The organism is Kineococcus gypseus, from assembly GCF_050871305.1.
GTDB lineage: Bacteria > Actinomycetota > Actinomycetes > Actinomycetales > Kineococcaceae > Kineococcus > Kineococcus gypseus.
In genome coordinates, this window is record NZ_JBJLRD010000030.1 from 1 (window position 1) to 17,999 (window position 17,999).

Genomic DNA, 17,999 nt, shown 5'->3' on the forward strand with positions numbered 1-17,999 from the left:
GGGCGTCGCCCCCCACCGCCCACGGCCCCCCGGCGGCGCCCGGGGGGGGGGGGCGGGGGGGGGGCGCTCGCGGCTCACCGCGCCGCTGCGGCGGGGTGGTTCAGCGCACGGTGACGACCGCGCCGCGCGCCGGGGTCCAGGTGATCGAGCCGCCCTGGAAGTCGCTGCGCCTGCCGCCGGCGACGTCGTACTCGCTGGAGGTGGGGTACCCGAGACGGCCGGTCTCCCAGCCCTGGCGGGCCCAGGCGTCGCGGATCGCGCCGCGCACGCTGTGCGCGCCGGTGCGCGGGGACCAGTAGATCGATCCGCCCTGGAAGTGGGTGAAGGCGCCGCCGGGCAGGGCGACCTCGTCGGTGGTGGGGTAGCCGAGGAACCCGGTCTCCCAGCCGTTGCGGGCCCACGCGTCGCGGATGGCGCCGCGCACGGCGTGCGCGCCGGTGCGCGGGGACCAGTAGATCGATCCGCCCTGGAAGTGGTTGAAGGCGCCGCCGCGCAGGGCGACCTCGTCGGTGGTGGGGAAGCCCAGGTAGGAGCCCTCCCAGCCCATCGCCTTCCACTTCTCGCGCACCAGGCCCTTGACGAAGCGGGCGCCGGTGGCGGGCAGGAAGTAGATCGAGCCCACCGCGTAGTGCCGGTAGCGCCCGCCCTCCTTGGCCGGCCCCTCCTCGCTCGTGGGGGCGCCGAGCACGCCGGCGCCGACCGCGGCGTACTTGGCCGCGACCTGCGAGGCGCTCGCAGCGCCGGATCCGGCGATCTGCGCGACGCGCTCGCGGATGGCGTCCATGCGCGTGAAGCCGACGTTGCCCGGGCAGGCGGTGAAGCCGACGTCGCGGTGGGCGTTGACCGTGCGCAGGGTCACCGTGGTGCCCTTGGCGTAGCGGGCCGTGCCGCCGCCGGCGCTGGTGAGCTGCACGCTGCCGCGCGCGGGCACGCCGTGCAGCGAGAACTTCCAGGCGATGACCTGCGCCACCGACTCCAGGCACGCGGCGGTGGGGGCCACGGAGGTGAAGTCGCCCATCATCGACACCCCGAAGGTGTCGGTGTTGAAGCCGCCGGCGTGGGCGCCGACGACGGGCTGGGTGGTGCCGCCGGCGCGGCCCTCCCAGATGCCGCCGAAGCGGTCGACGACGAAGTTGTAGCCCAGGTCCGACCAGCCCAGGGTCACCGTGTGGTAGCGGTACATGCCGCGGATGACGGCCGGCACCTGCGCCTGGCTGTAGCTGCCGCCGTCGGCGGTGTGGTGCACCACGACGGCCTTGATGGTGCCGCTGTACGCCGGCGCGGACTTGCGCAGCGTCTCGTCGGCGCCCCAGTCGGCGCGCGAGCGGATCACCGGCTGCCCGGCGGCCAGGGTGCGGCGCACGACCTCGCCGGCGCCGGTCGCGGCGCCGTCCGCGGGCAGCGCCTCGCCCGCCAGGGCCTGCACGCCGCGCGAGCGGGGCAGCACCGCGGCCGCGCTCGCGGCGGCCTCGGCCACCGCCGCGTCGGCCGCGCTGGAGCCGGGGTCGACGACGTGCAGCTCGGCGTGCGCGACGTCCGCGGCGGCCAGGCGCACCTCGACGGTGGCGCGGGCGCCCAGCGAGCCCACCCACAGCGGGTCCGAGCCGGGCACCTGGGTGCGCGCCTCGTCCGTGCCGGGGTCGGCCTCGCTGTCGTTGAGGGGCAGCTCGCTCCACGCCGACCACGCGCCGGCGCCGCTGCGGGTGCGCACGTGCACCACGTCGGTGCTCGCCCCGCGCGGGAAGGTCACGCCGAGCATGTGCCCGCCGTCGACCTCGACGCCGACGACGGCCAGGCCGCCGGCGGCGCGCAGGGTGCGCCCGGCGCTGCTCGCGCCCCCGTCGGCGAGCACCCCGCCGGCGGCGGGCGCGGCGGCGCCCCGGGCCAGCGGGTAGGTGGCGGTGGAGCCGCCGACGCTGAGGGCGCCCGCGCTGAGCGCGGAGGGTGCGGGGGCCGCGGCCGCCGGCCGCGCCGCCGCGGTCAGGCAGCCCAGCAGCGAGGCCGCTCCGGCCCCGCGCAGCAGGGTGCGGCGCGAGAGCTCCTCGCGGGTGGTGCTCGACACGGCTCGGCGCTCGGTGGTGGTCCACCGCATGGCAGCTACGTCCTTCGCTCGACGACAGGGGCGGTCGCACCCACACGGGTCAACGCTCACGGGTGGCATCGGCGCGGAGCGGGACGTGCTTGAGCGGTGGACCTGGTCCTCCTGCCACCCTGCGGGAGCGGTGGCTGGTGCTCAAGGTGCGTGAGAGCACAACTCGGTAACGAACAGGAACCTGACGACTACGCAGAGTCGCCAGGTGGGCAGGGGAGGGCGTCACCGCCGGTCGCCGGGGTGGGCCGGACGGGTGAGGGCCGCACGGGTCAGCCGATCCGCACGGTCACCGCCCCCGCGCCGTCGAGCACGACGCTGCCCCCGGTGAAGCGCGAGGTCCACCCGTCGCCGGTGCGCTCGGCGTCGGAGACGGGGTAGCCCAGCTCCCCGCGCTCCCAGCCGCGCGCCGCCCAGGCGTCGCGCACCGCCGCCGGCACCGCGTGCGCCCCCGTGCGCGGCGTCCAGTAGACCGAGCCGGCCTCGAAGTGGTTGAAGCGGCCCACCCCGTCCGGGGTGGGCCGCTCGTCCGTCACGGGCAGGCCGAGCTGCTGCGCGCGCGCGCCGGACAGGTAGTGCGCGGCGATGGCGCCGTGCACCTCCCGCGCCTGCGTGCGCGCCGACCACAGCACGCTGCCGCGCTCGTGGTCGCGGCGCAGGCCCCCGCGCCACTCGCGCGCCGGGCCCAGCGGCGCGCCCAGCACCGAGCGCTCCGCGCCCAGGGCCACCCAGTGCCCGGCCAGCGGCGAGGTCTGCCCGGTCCACCACGACGTCTCCGCGGCCGCGCCGCGCCGGCTCAGCGAGACGTGCACGTGGTCGGTGTGCGGGCTGGCCCCGGTGTAGGGCAGCCACCCCTCGTCCGCGCGGTACGAGCCCCAGATGCGCCCGTCCCAGATGACGTACATGACGCCCAGCCGCCGGGCGTTGACGGCGCTCGCGGCGTCGGCGTCCTCGCCGAGCAGCCACGTGAGGAAGTCCTCGGCCAGGGCCCGCTCGGCCGGGTCGCCCGCGTCGAGCACCCAGTCCAGCGCCCGCCCGTCGTGGTGCTCGGAGTTCACCGGCCCGCCCACCGGGCACGCCCGGGCCGTGCCGATGGTCTGCGGGCCGTACGCGTCGACGATCAGCCGGCGCAGCAGCTCCGTGCCCGGCTGCACGGGCGCGCAGTCCACGGCCGGCTCGTAGCGGGCGGCGGCGTCGACCTCCGCGGGCAGGTGCGCGGGGGCGGAGGGGGCCGCCGCCGCGGCCGGGGCGCCGGCCAGCACCAGCGCGGCCGCCGCGGCCAGCGCGGCCGGGGCCGTGCGCGGCGCCGGCGCGACCCGCCGGCGCGCGGCACCGGGCGCGGGTCGTCGCGAGCGGTCAGGGGTCATCGCCGGGGCGCTCCGTCCGTGGGCGGCAGGGTCCAGGGGCCGCCGGTCGGCGACGCTCCACCAGGGACGGAACGTAGAGGACGGTGGAGGCGTTGTGAACGCTCCCGGCACCCCCGGCGGGTCGGGACGGCAGGACCCCGCCGCGCCGGCGCGCTGCCCGCCCAGCCGCCGGGGCCCCCGCCCGGGCCCCCGCCGGGTCCCTCGCCCGGTCCCTCGCCGGGTCCCTCGCCGGGTCCCTCAGGCCCCGGCGGACGGCGTCGTGGACTCGTACAGCTTCACGCCGTAGTCGTGCAGGTCCCGCTGCTGCACCAGGCGGTAGCCCCGCCGCAGCAGCCGCACCGTCTCGCGGTCCTGCGCGGTGACCGCCACCAGCGGCCCGGGACCGCCGACCACCCAGACCCGCTCCACGCCGGCCAGCGCCGCCGCCAGCCGCTCCACCGGCACGGGCACGCCCACCAGCGTGGCCGACGGCTCCGCCGGCCGCGCCAGCGCCAGGTCCCTCAGCCCGGCGACCGCGTCCGGGTACACCTGGGTGAGCACCCGGTAGCGGTACTCCCCGTCCGGCACGAAGAGCAGCCCGTCGCCCGGGCGGGCCTCGGCGGCCAGGTGCTCGGCCGCCCCCCGCAGGTCCTCCAGGTGCCCGGCGCGCGCGTCGCGGAAGTGCGCCTGCGCGCGCAGCCCGGGCACCCCCACCGCCGCCACCAGCGCCAGCGCCAGCACCGCCGGGACGGCGCGCCGGGGCAGCGCCACCGGGACGGCGCGCCGGGGCGAGCGCGCCCGCGGGAGCGCCAGCGTCACCGCCGAGGCCAGCAGCAGGCAGGTGCCGGGCACCGCGGCCACCAGGTAGCGGGTGGTCCACAGCGGGTGCACCTGGGAGAGCAGCCACAGCAGCGGCACCGGCGCGGCGCCCCACAGCAGGCCCACCAGCAGCAGCCGGCGCGCCCGCGCCCGCAGCAGCGCCGCGGCCACGGCCGCGGCCGCCGCGACCACCGCGGCGCCCGAGCCCAGCGCGAAGCGCACGTGCTCGGGCAGCTGCTGCGGCGACGGCGGCAGCAGGAACGCCACCTGCCCGGACTGGGTGCTCTGCGCCAGCAGCAGCGGCGCCGCCAGCGCCAGCCCCGCCCCGGCCGCGGCGGCACCGCGCCGGCGCACCGCCGGCGCCGAGGCCAGCAGCCAGCCGGCGTGCGCGAGCAGCACCCCCAGCGCCAGCGTGTTCAGCGCCCCCAGCAGCGGCAGTCCCAGCGCGTACGCCACCCACCAGCCGCGCCGCGCCGACGCGCCCGCGCGCACCAGCAGGTAGGTGCACGCCGTGGCCACGAGCGCGGCCAGCGCGTAGGGGCGCGCCTCCTGCGCGTACCGGCTCACCACCGGGGTGACCAGCCACAGCGCCGCCGCGGCCACCCCGGCCGCGCGCGCGGTGCCCGGGCCCACCGCCGGCAGCGCCAGCCGGCGCGCCAGGCCGTGCAGCAGCGGCGCCGTGGCCGCGGCGGCCAGCACCGAGGGCCAGCGCGCCTGCTCCACCGTCACCGACGACCCGAAGAGCACGTGCACGAGGAAGTAGAAGGGCGCGTGCACGAGGTCGACGTCCTGCACCAGGCGCCAGATCGCCCCGGCGCCGCGGCCGGCCACCGCGACCGTCACCGCCTCGTCGCGCGAGGGGCTCGGCGCGCCCACCCGCCAGGAGAACAGGGCCAGGCCCACCAGCGCCGCCACCGCGCCCACCAGCACGTCGGGCAGGCGCGCCCGGCGCGCCCGCGCCGCCGCGGCGCGCGGGTCCGGTGCGGCCCCGGGGTCCGGTGCGGCGCCCGGGCGCGGTGCGGCGCCCGGGCGCGGGCGGGAGGCGGGCACGCGGGCGGGGACGCGGGCGCCCGCGGGCCCGGTGCGCTGCTCAGTGCTCAGGTCGACCTCGCTCGTCACCGGTGCCGCGGCCGGCCGCCGCGCGGGCGCGGCGGGTGCGCCCCGCGGCGGCCCGCGGCGGCCCGCGTCACAGCGGCAGCCGGCGGAACACCGGGGCCGGGACGTGGCGCAGGGCCGACATGACCCAGCGCATCGGCTCGGGGGCCCAGACGGTCTCCTTGCCGGTGCGCACGGCCTCGACGGCCACCTCCGCCACCTGCTCCGCGGACACGGACAGCGGGGCCGCCTTCAGCCCCTCCGTCATCTTCGTCGTCACGAAGCCCGGGCGCACGACGACCACGCGCACCCCCGAGGGGCGCAGCGCCTCGCGCAGGCCGGTGAAGAAGGCGTCGAAACCGGCCTTGGAGGAGCCGTAGACGAAGTTGGAGCGGCGCGCGCGCTCCCCGGCCACCGACGACAGCGCCACCAGCACCCCGTGGCCCTGCGCGCGCAGCCGCTGCGACAGCAGCACGCCCAGGCGCACGGGCGCGGTGTAGTTCACCGTCGCGACCAGCTCGGCGGCGTCGGGGTCCTGCCACGACCGCTCGTTCTCGCCGAGCACGCCGAAGGCCAGCACGGTCACGTCCACGTCGCCGGCGGCGAACGCCTCGTCGAGCACGCGCTCGTGGCCCGCGGTGTCGGTGGCCTCGAAGTCCACCGCCCGCACCGCGTGCCCGCGCCGGTGCAGGCGCTCCACGGCGGCGTCGCGGCGCTCGCCGGGGCGCGCGGCCAGGACGACCTCCAGCGGGCGCTGCGGGCTCAGCCGCTCCACCACCGCCAGGCCGATGTCCGAGGTGCCGCCGAGCAGGAGCACGGAGCGGGGGTTGCCGAGGGCGTCGATCACGGGGCGTCTCCAGGCCGGGTCGGGGAGCGGTGGTGTCCCGCCGGGCCGGCCCGACCCCGCCGGCCCGCCGGGGTCCGGGCGAGGGGACCGGCCGTCCGACCCTAGCAACGCCGCCCGCGGGCGGGCGCCGCCGGAGCGGGCGCCGCGCAGCGCCCGGTCGCCGCGCCCCGGCCGCGCGGGCGCGTCGGGTGCGGGGCAGGAGCGCGACGGGCCGCTGACGGCCGGCCCGGTCCCGTGCGCTGCCCGGACCGCGCTCCGGCCGCGCGCAGTAGCGTTCCGCTCCGACGACCCCGGGTGGAAGGACACCGACGATGCCTCAGCCCCCGAACGCCGCGCCGCAGCCGTCCGGACCGCCGCGGCCGCCGAGCCTGGAGGAGCTGTCCCACCTGCCCTCGAACTGGGGGCGCTGGGGCCGGGGTGACCAGAGGGGCACCGCGAACCTGGTCGACGGCGCCGCGCGGGCGCGTGCCGCGCTCGAGGTGCGCAGCGGGCGCAGCGTCTCGCTGGCCCTCCCGGTGCGACCGGTGCCGTTCTCGGGGGCCGGGCCGCTGGCGCAGCAGACGGCGACCGTGCCCGCCCCGGCGCACCACCTGATCAGCCACACCGGCTCGCCGCCGCCCGCGGTCGTCGACGTCCTGCTGCTCAACAACCACAACGGCCGGTCCACCCACCTGGACGCGCTGGTCCACGTCCCGCTCAGCGGGAGCGGGGGGACGTACGTCTACCCGGGGGTGCCGTTGCACGAGGCGGTGGGCCCGACGGGGATCACCCACGGCTCGACCACCCCCCTGGCCGACGGGATCGTCACGCGGGGCGTCCTGCTCGACCTGGCTCCGGGCGGCGCCCTGGCCGAGGGCCACCCGGTGTCCGGTGCCGACCTCGGCGCCGCGCTCGAGGTGACCGGCGTCGCGCTGGAACCCGGTGACGCGGTCGTCGTGCGCGGCGGGTGGGTGGTCGGCGAGCGCTCCGGCGAGCGCCTGCCCGGGCTGACCGTGGGAGCGGTGACGTGGCTGCACGAGCGGGACGTCTCGGTCTACCTCGGCGACGTCGGTGACGCGCAGCCGCCCGTCGAGCGCGAGGTGCCCCTGCCCCTGCACCAGGTGGGGCTCGCGCGGCTGGGCATGCCGCTGGTCGACTCCGTCGCCGTGGAGGACCTGGCGGCCGCGTGCCGGCAGGAGGGGCGCTCGACCTTCATGCTGGTGATCGCCCCGCCGCGCGTCGAGGGGCTGACCGGTGTCCCCGTCAACCCGCAGGCGATCTTCTGACGCCCACCCCGTCAGACGGGTCCGCGCCGGCGACGGGGGCCGGCGCGCTGGACGGGGCCGCGCCGCCGGCGGTGGTGGTGCGCGCCGGGGTCGCGGCCGGCGCCCGGGGCCCGGGGCCTACCCTGCGGGCGTGCCGCCCCCGCCCACCCCCCGGCGCCCGTGAGCGGGGTCCTGACCGGCTTCGTCGTCGTGGCCGCCGTCGTGCTGGTGGGCTACGCCGTGGCGCGCACCGGGGTGCTCGGCCCGTCCGGGCAGACCGTGGTCTCGCGCCTGGTGTTCTTCGTGGGCAGCCCGGCGCTGCTGGTGCGCACGCTGGCCGGCACCGACCCGGCCGAGCTGCTGTCCGGGCCGGTGGCCGCCGCGGCCGCCGGCGTGGCGGTGTGCGCGGCCCTGTGGTGCGTGCTGGCGCGCTGGCGGTTGCGCCTGGGCGCGCAGGAGGTGGTGGTCGGCGCGCTGGCGTCCTCGTACGTCAACGCGGTGAACATCGGCCTGCCGGTGGCCTCCTACGTGCTCGGCGACGTGGCCGCGGTCCTGCCCGCGCTGCTGCTGCAGATGGTGGTGCTCAACCCGCTGGCGCTGGCCGCGCTGGACCTGACGCGCGGCGGCGGCTCCTCCGCGCGCCGGCTGCTGTCCCCGCTGCTGAACCCGCTGCTGCTGGCCAGCGCCGCCGGGCTGGCGCTGGGCGCCAGCGGCGCCGGGCTGCCGGTGGCGCTGGACCGGCCGCTGGAGCTGCTGGCCGGCCTAGCGGTGCCCGGGGCGCTGCTGGCGTTCGGGATGTCGCTGCACGGGCGGGTGGCCACCGGCTGGCGGCGCCCGGAGGTGCTGCTGGCTACGGCCCTGAAGGCGCTGGTGCAGCCGGCGGCGACGTACGCGGTGGCGCGCTGGCTGCTGGGCCTGGACGCGGCCGCCGTGCACGCGGCCACCATGGTGGCCGCTCTGCCCACCGCGCAGAACGTCTTCACCTTCGCGGTGCGCTACGAGGCCGGGCGCGAGCTGGCGCGCGACGCGGTGCTGCTGACCACCGCGCTGTGCGCGCCGGTGCTGCTGCTGGTCGGCGCGCTGGTGCCCGCCTGAGCGGCGCCGGGCCCCGCGCGGGGCCCGGCGCCGCCCGTGAGCCGCCCGTGAGCCGCCCGGCGGCGGGGTCGGCGGCGTCGGCGGGGTCAGCGGTTCGCGCGCCAGGCCTCCCACGCGGAGGCGACGGTGTCGCGCAGGTCCTTCGAGGCGCTCCAGCCCAGCTCCTCGCGGATGCGCGAGACGTCGGCGACCAGGCGCGGCGGGTCGCCGGCGCGGCGCTCGCGCACCTCCGGCTCGACGTCGACGCCGGTGACCTCGCGCACCACGCGCAGCACCTCGAAGACCGAGGCGCCGGTGCCGGTGCCGACGTTGAAGACGTCGTGGCCCTCCTCGGCGGCGTCGCCGGCCAGGTGGTCCAGCGCCGCCAGGTGCGCCTCGGCCAGGTCCAGCACGTGCACGTAGTCGCGCACGCAGCTGCCGTCGGGGGTGGGGTAGTCGGCGCCGAACACGACCGGGGCGCGGCCGGCGTCCAAGGCCGTGAAGACGATGGGCACGAGGTTCATCACGACCGAGTCGCCCAGGTCGCTCCAGCCGGCGCCGGCGACGTTGAAGTAGCGCAGGTTCGCCGAGCGCAGCCCCCAGGCCACCCCGGCGGCGCGGTTCATCCACTCGCCCACGAGCTTGGTCTGCCCGTAGGGGTTGATCGGCTCGGCGGGGCCGTCCTCGCGCACCACGTCCACCTGCGGGGCCCCGTAGGTGGCGGCGGAGGAGGAGAAGACCAGCCGGCCCACCCCGGCGTCCTGCATGGCCTGCAGCAGGTTGGCCTGCCCGCCGACGTTCTGCTGCCAGTAGCGCGCCGGCTGCTGCACCGACTCGCCGACCTGCTTGCGCGCGGCGAAGTGCACCACGGCGTCGACGGAGTGCTCCGCGAACGCCTCGCGCAGCTCCTGCTGCGCCCGCTCGGCGGCGAGGTCGACCCGCACCACCGGCGCGTCCCCGACCCGCGCGGACCGCCCGCTGGAGAGGTCGTCGACCACCACGACGTGCTCGCCGCGCTGCTGCAGCAGCCGCACCACGTGCGAGCCGATGTACCCCGCACCACCCGTCACCAGAACGCTCATGGTCGCGAGCGTAGCCAGACCCGCGCCGGCGGCGTGCGGCGTTCACGTCCGCTGCGCCCCCGCGGGCGCCGCCGCCCACCTAGGCTCGGCGCGTGTTCGTCCTCGACAACCGGGTCCAGCCCTACGCCTGGGGCACCGCGCACGCCATCGCCGAGCTGCTCGGCGCCGAACCGGACGGCAGCCCGCGGGCGGAGCTGTGGATCGGCGCGCACCCGTCGGCGCCGTCCACCGCGGTGCCCGCCGGCGGCGGGGCGCCGCGGGCGCTGGACGAGGTCGTCGCCGCCGACCCGGCCGGCGTGCTGGGCCCGCACCGCCGCCGCGACCGGCTCGGCTTCCTGCTGAAGGTCCTCTCCGCCGCCGCGCCGCTGTCGCTGCAGGCGCACCCGGACCGCGCCACCGCGCAGCGCCGCTTCGCCGAGGAGGAGGCCGCCGGCGTGCCGCTGGACGCCGCGCACCGCCTCTACCGCGACGACGAGCACAAGCCCGAGCTGCTGTACGCCCTGGAGCCGTTCGCGGCGATGGCCGGCTTCCGCTCCCCGGCCGCGGCCCGCGAGCTGCTGGCCGCCCTGGAGCTGGCGCCGCTGCCGGAGCCTGCCGCGGCGCTGCTGGCCGGCCTGCTCGACGACCTCGCCGGCGCCGACGAGCCCGCCGCGCTGCGCGCGGCCACCGCCCGGCTGCTCACCGCCGCTCCCGGGGCGGCCGCGCCCCTCGTGGCCGCCGTCGCCGCCGCCTGCCGCGGGGTGGACGACGACTCCGCCCGCTGCGTGGTGCTGCTGGCCGGGCACCACCCCGGCGACGCCGGCGTGCTCGTCTCGACGCTGCTGAACCAGGTGCGCCTGTCGGCCGGGGAGGCGCTGTACCTGCCGGCCGGCAACGTGCACGCCTACCTCTCGGGCACCGGCGTGGAGCTGATGGCCAGCTCGGACAACGTCCTGCGCGGCGGGCTGACGCCCAAGCACGTCGACGTGCCCGAGCTGCTGCGGGTGCTGGACTTCCGCGTCCTGCCCCCGCCGCTGCTGCCGCCGCGGCGCGTCAGCGGCGACGAGGTCGTCTTCGCCCCCGGCGACGTCGACGACTTCGCGCTGAGCGTGCTGCGGGTGCGCGCGGGGGCGAGCACGACGTGGCGGCGCGCCGTGCCGCGCTCGCTGCTGTGCCTCGAGGGGGAGGTGCGGGTGGAGTCGGCCACCTCGCACGTCGTCCTGCCGCGCGGGGGCTCGGCGTTCGCCACCGCCGGCGAGCACCCGCTGCGCGTCAGCGGCGAGGGCCTGCTGGCGGCGGCCGCCCCCGGCGGCGCCTGAGCCGCGCGCCGGCCAGCGCGCGCGCCAGCACGGGCGCGGCCAGCAGCATCACCAGCAGCCGCAGCACCTGCACGCTGAGCACGAACGTGGCGTCCGCGCCGGCGCCGGCGGTGGCGGCCAGCACGGCGTACAGCCCGCCGGGCGTGGTGGCCAGGTAGCTGTCCAGCAGCGGCAGGCCCGTCCACGCCGACAGCAGCACCGCCAGCGCCGCGCTGCCGAGCACCCCGACGACGATGAGCAGCAGCGCCGCCGGCAGCACCCGCGCCACGCCCGCCAGGCTGGCGCGGGTGAAGCCCAGGCCCACCTGCAGGCCGACGAGCGCGTACGCCAGCGCCTCCAGCGCCCCCGGCACGCGCGCGCCGCCGGACAGCCCGCTCAGCGAGAGCAGCGCCGCCAGCAGCAGCGGGCCCAGCAGCGGGGCCGCCGGCAGGTGCGCGCGCCGCCCCAGCCGCAGCCCGGCCACCCCGCAGCCCAGGACCAGGAGCACCCCGGCCCACGCGGGCCCGCCCCCGCCGCCCGGTGCGACGGCGCCGTCCGCGCGCACCCCGAACGCCACGCGCAGCACCACCGGCAGCGAGAGCACCACCACGAGCACCCGCACGTACTGCACCACCGCCACGACGCGCTCGTCGGCGCCGAGCTCGCGCGCCATCGCCACCAGCCCGCCGGCGCCGCCGGCCACCAGCGCGAACGCGCCGGTCACCGGGGTGACGTCCGGGTGGCGGCCCAGCGCCGCGCCCGTGGCCAGCGACAGCGCCAGGGTGGCGGCGGTGACGGCCAGCACGGGCAGCCAGTGCTCGCCCAGCGCCACGAGGGTGGGCAGCTGCACCAGGGTGCCGGTGCTCACGCCCACCACCGCCTGCGCGGCCGTGCCGGCCCCGCGCGGCAGCGGCAGCCCGCGCCGGCGCAGCAGCGCGTCGAGCAGGCCGGCCAGCAGGCCGCCGAACAGCGTGGGCGAGGGCAGCCCCAGCGCCGCCAGGGCCACCGAGGCGCCGGCCGCGGCGGCGGCCACGGCCAGCACCCGCGCCGCGGTGCGGGTGGCGGACGGCGCCGGGGCGGCGTCGTGCGGGGTGCCCGGCCCGCTCACCGCCGCGGCAGGCGCGCGTCCACCCGCTCCTGCTCGGCCACGCCCGCCGGCAGCGCGGCCAGGTCCGGGGTGAGCACGACCGACCCGCCGCGGCACCACGCCGCCAGCGGCCCGCGCACCGCCTCGGCGGGGCCGGCGTCGGTGAGCAGGCGCACCCGCAGCGGCCAGGCGGCACCGGCGGCGGCCGCCTCGGCCAGCATCGAGGCGTGGGCCAGGTCGTCCAGGGCGCCGTCGCCGGGCGCCGGCTCGACCACCGGGGCGTGCACGTCGCCGTAGCCGGTGACCACGCGGGCGTAGTCGAGCACCCCGGCGGGCAGGCCGGCGCCGAAGGACGTCGCCAGCGGCGCCAGGGGCACCGCCACGCGCTCGGCCGGCCCGGCGCCCAGCGCCGCGGCGTCCGAGGAGACCAGGACGTCGGCGTCCGCGTGCCGGCCCGTCAGGACGTGGGCGCCGGTGCACAGCACCGCCAGCTGCCACACCACGGTGCGCCAGTGCGTGGGCAGGTCCAGCGCCACCCGGGTGCCCGGGCCGGCGTCGAACTCCTCCTCGAGCAGGTTGGCCGTCTTGGCCACCCAGTTCGCCAGCACCCGCGCCGACAGCTCCACGCGCTCGCCGTCGGCGGCGTACCGCGCGCCGTAGAACGTCAGGCGCGGGGAGGTGGGGTCGTCGGCGACGAGGGTCTGCAGCAGGGCGGTCACCGAGCGGGGGGCGGGGGGCGGCACGGCCCCACGCTACGGCCCGCGGGCGGGGCGGGCGCCCGCCGCCCCGGCCGGGTCGGCGCCGCCCGGTAGCGTCCCGGCGTGCTCGCCGCCCCCGCCGACGCCCGACCCGCCGCGCCCGCGCGGCGCCCCGAGCCCGCCTGGGCGGGGGTGCTGCTGACCCGGGTGCCGGTGGTGCTGGCCGCGGCCGTGGCCGCCGTCACCGCGGTCGCCGCGCCGCTGGCGCTGGCGGGCCTGTGGGCGCCGTGGACGGCGCTGCCGGTGTGCCTGGTGGCCGCCGTGCTCGCCGGCCGCCTGGCCGCGGGGGTGCCGGTGGTGCCCACGCCGGCGTGGGCGGCGCTGGCGGTCGCCGGCACCGCCGCCGGCGCGGGGCTGTGGGCGGGCCTGACCCGCGCCGAGCACGTCGTGCTGCGCCGCGACGCCGGCTCGCTGGCGCTGTACGCGCACCACCTCGCCACCCGCCACGGCCTGCCGGTGGACCCCTCCCTGCCGGCGCTGGGCGGGACGGGCGCGCTGGCCGACCCGGGCGTGAGCACGGCCAGCCCCGCCTTCTACGAGGTCGGCGCCGACGTCGTGCCGCAGTTCCTCACCGGCGCGCCGGCGCTGTTCTCCCTGGGCTCCTGGGCCGCCGGCTGGCAGGGGCTGCTGCTGGTGCCGGCGCTGCTGTCCGTCGCGGCGCTGCTGGCGGTGGGGGGCCTGGCCGCGCGGCTGGTGGGTCCGCGCTGGGCGCCGCTGGCGGTGGGCGCCTGCGCGCTGGCGCAGCCGGTGCTGCACGCGGACCGCTCGACGTACTCGGAGGTGCCGGCCCTGCTGGTGCTGGCCGGCGCCGCCTCGGTGCTGGTGGCGGCCACCACGGCGGGCGCGGTGGCGGGGGCGGCCACGAGCGCGGCGCGCCTGGGCGGCGGGGCGGGCCTGCTGCTGGGCGCGTGCGGGTTCGTGCGCGTCGACGCGCTGCGCGAGGTGGCGCTGCTGCTGCCGGTGGTGGCGGTGCTGGCCGGGCGGCGCCACCCGGCCGCGCGCGCCCTGCTGGCCGGGGCGGCCCTGGCGACGGCGCTGGCCGCCGCCGCCGCGGTGGCGGCCTCGTGGCCCTACCTGGCCAGCATCGCCGGCTCGCTGCTGCCGCTGCTGGCGGCGCTGGTCGCGCTGGCCGCCGCCTCCGCCGCCGCGCTGCGCCTGGCCCGCTCGGGGCGCCCGGCGCGGGTGCGGGCGCTGACGAGCCCGCGGCTGGGGACGGTGCTGGCCGCTGCGCTGGCGCTGGTGCTGCTGGCGCTGGCGAGCCGGCCGCTGTGGCTGGTGGTGCGCCAGGACCCCGCCGACCCGGGCAGCCGGCTGGTGGCCGGCCTGCAGCTGGCGCAGGGGCTGCCGGTGGACGGCGGGCGCACCTACGCGGAGCACTCCGTGGACTGGCTGGCCTGGTACCTGGGCTGGCCGGCGGTGGCCGCGGCCGGGGCGGCGGCGGTGGTGCTGCTGGCCCGCCTGGTGCCCGCCGTGCAGGGCCGCGCGCCGCTGCCGGGCTGGACCGGCCCGTTCCTCGTGGCCGTCGGCTCCGCGCTGCTGACCCTGTACCGCCCGGGCATCACGCCGGACCACCCGTGGGCCGACCGGCGCTTCGTGCCGCTGGTGCTGCCCGCGGTGGTGCTGCTGGCCACCGCCGCGCTGGCCGCCGCGGTGCGCGCGGTGGCCGCGCGCCTGCCGCGCCCCGCCGGCCCGGCCCGCCCGGCCCGCCCGGCGCTGCCGGCGCTCGTGGCCGCCGCGGGGGCGCTGGTGCTGCTCGTGCCCGCGGCCCTGGCCACGGCGCCGCTGGCCGGCCAGCGCACCGAGCGCGGCCAGCTGGCCGCCGTGCGCGAGGCGTGCGCCTCGTTCGAGGACGGCGACGTGGCCCTGGCGGTGGACGAGCGCTCGCGCAACGAGTGGCCGCAGGTGTTGCGCGGCACGTGCTCGGTGCCCTCCGCCTCGCTGGTGGTGCCCACCGCGCAGGGCCGCCCCGGCACCCTTGAGCACCTCGCGGCGCTGCGGGAGGTCGTGCAGCGCCAGGCCGCGCGGGTGCGCGCGGCCGGCGGGCGCCCGGTGCTCGTGGCCGCCGGGGGCCGCCTCGCCGCCACCGACACCCTGCGCGCCCTGGGCGTCGAGCAGCCGGTGACGGTGGCGCGGGTGCGCACCACGGAGGACCAGCGCCTGCTCACCCGCCGCCCGGACGGCGCTCAGCGCATCGTCGTCGAGCTGGTGACCGGGGTCGCGCCGGAGGCGCCTGCACCCTCCAGAGCGCCCGCCGGGGGCGCGGCCGGGGTGCGGGGGGGGGGCGCGGCGTCGACCCGCGGCCCGCCCCGGCCCGCCCCCCCGCGCCCGGAGGCCGCCCCCAGCGCCATGAGCAGCACGCCGGTGCCCAGGAAGGCGCCCACGCGGTAGAGCGTGTCCAGCGACGTGGTGTCCACTAGCAGGACCTTGCCGACGGCCACGGCGAGCGTCAGCAGCCCTGCCGCCCGCAGCGCCGGCGCGCGCCCGCCGCGGGCGAGACCGCCCAGCGCGTGCGGCCCGCGGCCGGCGGCCAGGGCGAGCAGGGCGCAACCCAGCCCGGCCAGCAGCAGGGTCGCGGCCATCACCCCCACCAGCAGGCCGTCGACCGCGGGGACGGGCGCGGCGGCGCGCACCCCGGTCAGCACGGCCAGCGCCACCAGCGCGTACCAGCTCGCCGGCAGGGACCACACCCACAGCCAGCGCGCGGTCAGGGCGCCCGGCCACAGCCGCGAGGCCGCCGCGAGCAGGGTGGCGGTGTCGACCAGCAGCAGCACCGCCGAGAGCACCGCGGCCCACGTGGCGACCTGCGCGGTCTCCGCGCGGCTCCAGAACGTCGTCAGCGGCACCTGGCCGTGGAAGCGCACCAGCCCGGTCAGCGCGGCGAGCGCCGAGACGGCGAAGCCGGTGCGCGTGGGGCGGTGGTGCGCCAGGACGCCGAGGACCAGGGCCTGGGAGAGCACGACGACGACCTCCACCTGCCCGGCCGCGTGGTGCAGCACCAGCGCCAGGCAGTACGCCACCGCCAGCGACCAGGACACCGAGCGCACCGGCGCGGGCACCCTCCGGGACGGTCGCAGCCGCGGCCACCACCGGGTGCCGGGCCCGTCGGCGCTCAGCGCGGCGGCGGCGGCCAGCGCCAGGGCCGGACCGGCGAGCAGGGCGCTGGCCGCGAGCCCGGGCGCCTCGCCCGGGGCGGTGAGCTGCTCGGCCAGCAGCAGCGGCGGCAGCCCGTGCAGGGCGGCGGCGGCGGTCAGGTGCCCGCCGCGACGCCCGGCGCGGTGGCCCGCGACCGCCCACGCCCACGCCAGGGCGGCGGAGCCGAGCACGACGAGCGTTGTCAGCGCCGTCGGGTCCGCGCCGGGGGCGGTGTCCACCAGCAGCGAGGCCGCCAGCTGGTGCAGCCACAGCACCGACAGCGCCACGGCGCTCAGCGCCGTCCACGCCGGGCGCGAGCGCAGCAGCAGGGCCGCCGCCAGCGCCAGCAGCGCGGCGAAGGCGGCCACGACGGAGGCGTCGACGCCCGCGGCGGCGCCGATGACCTGCCACGAGGCCCCCACGGAGGCCACGGTCGCCACGGCCAGCGCCTGCGAGCCCCAGGCGCGCGCCAGGGCGAGCGCGCCCAGCGCGACGAGCAGGGCGGCGGCCGAGCCGGGCACCGCCGGCAGCCAGCCGTGCACGGCGCTCGCCGAGACGGTGGTCAGGTACAGGCCCGCCGAGCCCACCGCCGCCAGCACCGGGGCCGCCGCCGCGTCGCGCTCGCGCCGGCGCACCCGCGCGGCGGCGGCGAGCAGGGCGCCGGAGAGCACCACCAGCGCGCCGGCGCGCGCGCCCGGACCGACCAGCCCGCGCTGCGCGCCCGCGACGAGCAGCAGCACGACGGCCACGAGCGTGAAGGCGCCGCCGCCGACGACGAGCGCGCGCCGCAGCGCGGCCTCGCCGGCGCGCACCCGCGGCAGCCGCGGCAGGTGCGGCCGGGGAGCCGGTGCGGCGGGCACGGGCGCCGGGGCGGGCGTCAGCGCCCCCGAGGGCGCGAACGCCGGGACGGGCGCGGGCGCCGGGGCCGGCAGGGGGGCGCGGCCCTCGCGCAGCAGCGCCTCGATCGAGGCCATGCGCTCGCCGAGGCGCCGCAGGCCGTCGTCGACGGCGGCGAGGCGCTCGGCCACCTCCGCGCCCGGCCCCGTGCCCGGCCCCGTGCCCGGCCCCGTGCCCGGCCCCGTGCCCGGCCCGGTGCCCGGCCCGGTGCCCGGCCCGGTGCCCGGCCCGGTGCCCGGCCCGGTGCCCGGCCCGGTGCCTGCGGTGCCGCGGTCGGTGTCCACGGGGTCCTCCTGGTGCCGCGCGTCGCGGCGGGGGTGTGCGGGAGCGCCGGGGGGACCGGCGGGGCGGCCACGCTAGGGCCGCGCCGCCGGTCGCCGCGGCGTCCCGCGCGGGTCCGCCCCCCGCGCCGCCCGGGCTCACCCGGACGGCCGTCACCCGGACGGCTCAGGCGACCCGCGTGCGCGAGCAGCGCGTCACGTACGGCATCTCCAGGCTCCCGGCGCTGCGCAGGCGCGCCTCGGCCTGCCGGCGCACGTCCTCGAGCACCTCGCGGCGGCCGTCCTCGTCCAGGGTGATCACCCAGCTGCGCGAGGCGGTCAGCTCCAGCAGCGCCTCCACGGTGGTCGGCCGGCTCCAGCGCACGTCGTAGCGCTCCACCGGGCCGAACGGCGGGCCCACCCGCGGCGCCAGGCTGCCCAGGTGCTCCTCGCCGGCGCCGGGCAGGGTGCGGTCCAGCTGCGCCACCCAGTCCACGGACGGGTCGCGCACGTTCCACAACAGCCCCAGCCACCCGCCCGGGCGCAGCACCCGCGCCACCTCCGGAGCGGCGCGCTCGGGGTCCACCCAGTGCCACGCCTGCGCCACCAGGACGGCGTCGACGTCGCCGTCCGGCAGCGGCACCTCCTCGCCGGTGCCCTCCAGCAGCTCCACGCCGGGCAGCACGGCGCGGAACTGCTCGCGCATGCCGGCCGTGGGCTCGACGGCGACGACCTCCAGGCCGCGCGCGACGAGCTGCCGGGTCAGCTTGCCGGTGCCGGCGCCCAGGTCGAGCACGCGCCGCGCGCCCGGGGGCAGCACCCAGTCCAGCGCCTCGTCGGGGTAGCCGGGGCGGGCGCGCTCGTACACGGCCGCCGCCGCGCCGAAGGAGCGCCCCTGGGAGGCGCGCCGCGCGCCGCGCTCGTCGTGGTCCACGCCCCCATGCTGCCCGCCCGCCCGGCGCGCTCGGTGCCCGGAGCCCCCGGACGGCGTC

At 80.0% G+C, this 17,999-nt stretch carries 12 protein-coding genes; 4 read left to right on the top strand and 8 right to left on the bottom strand.

Annotated elements, in window-relative coordinates; all coding sequences use genetic code 11:
* Positions 1-100: 100 nt before the first annotated feature.
* From ACRYMN_RS12625 to dprE2, 4 genes are all read right to left on the bottom strand, one after another.
* Complete coding sequence (locus tag ACRYMN_RS12625) at positions 101-2,062, bottom strand: N-acetylmuramoyl-L-alanine amidase (protein ID WP_432495545.1); 1,962 nt, start codon at positions 2,060-2,062, stop codon at positions 101-103.
* A 299-nt stretch (positions 2,063-2,361) separates the two neighbouring features.
* Positions 2,362-3,456, bottom strand: coding sequence for an LGFP repeat-containing protein (locus ACRYMN_RS12630; RefSeq protein ID WP_432495547.1), 1,095 nt, complete (start codon positions 3,454-3,456; stop codon positions 2,362-2,364).
* A gap of 237 nt (positions 3,457-3,693) precedes the next feature.
* Positions 3,694-5,373: a hypothetical protein gene (locus ACRYMN_RS12635; protein WP_432495549.1), complete on the bottom strand. Its 1,680-nt coding sequence runs from the start codon at positions 5,371-5,373 to the stop codon at positions 3,694-3,696.
* Positions 5,374-5,440: 67 nt separating this feature from the next.
* On the bottom strand, positions 5,441-6,196 hold the full coding sequence (gene dprE2 / locus ACRYMN_RS12640) for a decaprenylphospho-beta-D-erythro-pentofuranosid-2-ulose 2-reductase (RefSeq protein ID WP_432495551.1): 756 nt from the start codon (positions 6,194-6,196) through the stop codon (positions 5,441-5,443).
* Positions 6,197-6,507: 311 nt separating this feature from the next.
* Here dprE2 and ACRYMN_RS12645 point away from each other — a divergent pair, with 311 nt between their 5' ends.
* Positions 6,508-7,461: a cyclase family protein gene (locus ACRYMN_RS12645; RefSeq protein WP_432495553.1), complete on the top strand. Its 954-nt coding sequence runs from the start codon at positions 6,508-6,510 to the stop codon at positions 7,459-7,461.
* Positions 7,462-7,620: 159 nt separating this feature from the next.
* Positions 7,621-8,535 carry an AEC family transporter gene (locus ACRYMN_RS12650; RefSeq protein ID WP_432495555.1) on the top strand — a complete coding sequence of 305 codons (915 nt, stop codon included), beginning with the start codon at positions 7,621-7,623 and terminating at the stop codon, positions 8,533-8,535.
* 86 nt (positions 8,536-8,621) lie between these two features.
* Here ACRYMN_RS12650 and galE read toward each other — a convergent pair whose 3' ends face one another.
* Positions 8,622-9,596 (bottom strand): UDP-glucose 4-epimerase GalE, encoded by a 975-nt coding sequence (gene galE, locus ACRYMN_RS12655; RefSeq protein ID WP_432495557.1) that lies wholly within the window; start codon positions 9,594-9,596, stop codon positions 8,622-8,624.
* A 92-nt stretch (positions 9,597-9,688) separates the two neighbouring features.
* Here galE and manA point away from each other — a divergent pair, with 92 nt between their 5' ends.
* On the top strand, positions 9,689-10,894 hold the full coding sequence (gene manA, locus ACRYMN_RS12660) for a mannose-6-phosphate isomerase, class I (protein ID WP_432495559.1): 1,206 nt from the start codon (positions 9,689-9,691) through the stop codon (positions 10,892-10,894).
* Here manA and ACRYMN_RS12665 read toward each other — a convergent pair.
* Complete coding sequence (locus ACRYMN_RS12665) at positions 10,848-11,981, bottom strand: AbrB family transcriptional regulator (RefSeq protein WP_432495561.1); 1,134 nt, start codon at positions 11,979-11,981, stop codon at positions 10,848-10,850. The two genes, manA and ACRYMN_RS12665, sit on opposite strands and share 47 nt — an antisense overlap.
* Positions 11,978-12,703: a TIGR03089 family protein gene (locus ACRYMN_RS12670; RefSeq protein WP_432495563.1), complete on the bottom strand. Its 726-nt coding sequence runs from the start codon at positions 12,701-12,703 to the stop codon at positions 11,978-11,980. Before ACRYMN_RS12670 ends, ACRYMN_RS12665 begins: the two co-directional genes overlap by 4 nt.
* Before the next feature lie 78 nt (positions 12,704-12,781).
* On the opposite strand from ACRYMN_RS12670, the gene ACRYMN_RS12675 reads away from it, so the two are divergent.
* Positions 12,782-15,106 (top strand): hypothetical protein, encoded by a 2,325-nt coding sequence (locus ACRYMN_RS12675; RefSeq protein WP_432495565.1) that lies wholly within the window; start codon positions 12,782-12,784, stop codon positions 15,104-15,106.
* Positions 15,107-17,194: 2,088 nt separating this feature from the next.
* Here ACRYMN_RS12675 and ACRYMN_RS12680 read toward each other — a convergent pair.
* On the bottom strand, positions 17,195-17,941 hold the full coding sequence (locus tag ACRYMN_RS12680; RefSeq protein ID WP_432495567.1) for a class I SAM-dependent methyltransferase: 747 nt from the start codon (positions 17,939-17,941) through the stop codon (positions 17,195-17,197).
* Positions 17,942-17,999 lie beyond the last annotated feature (58 nt).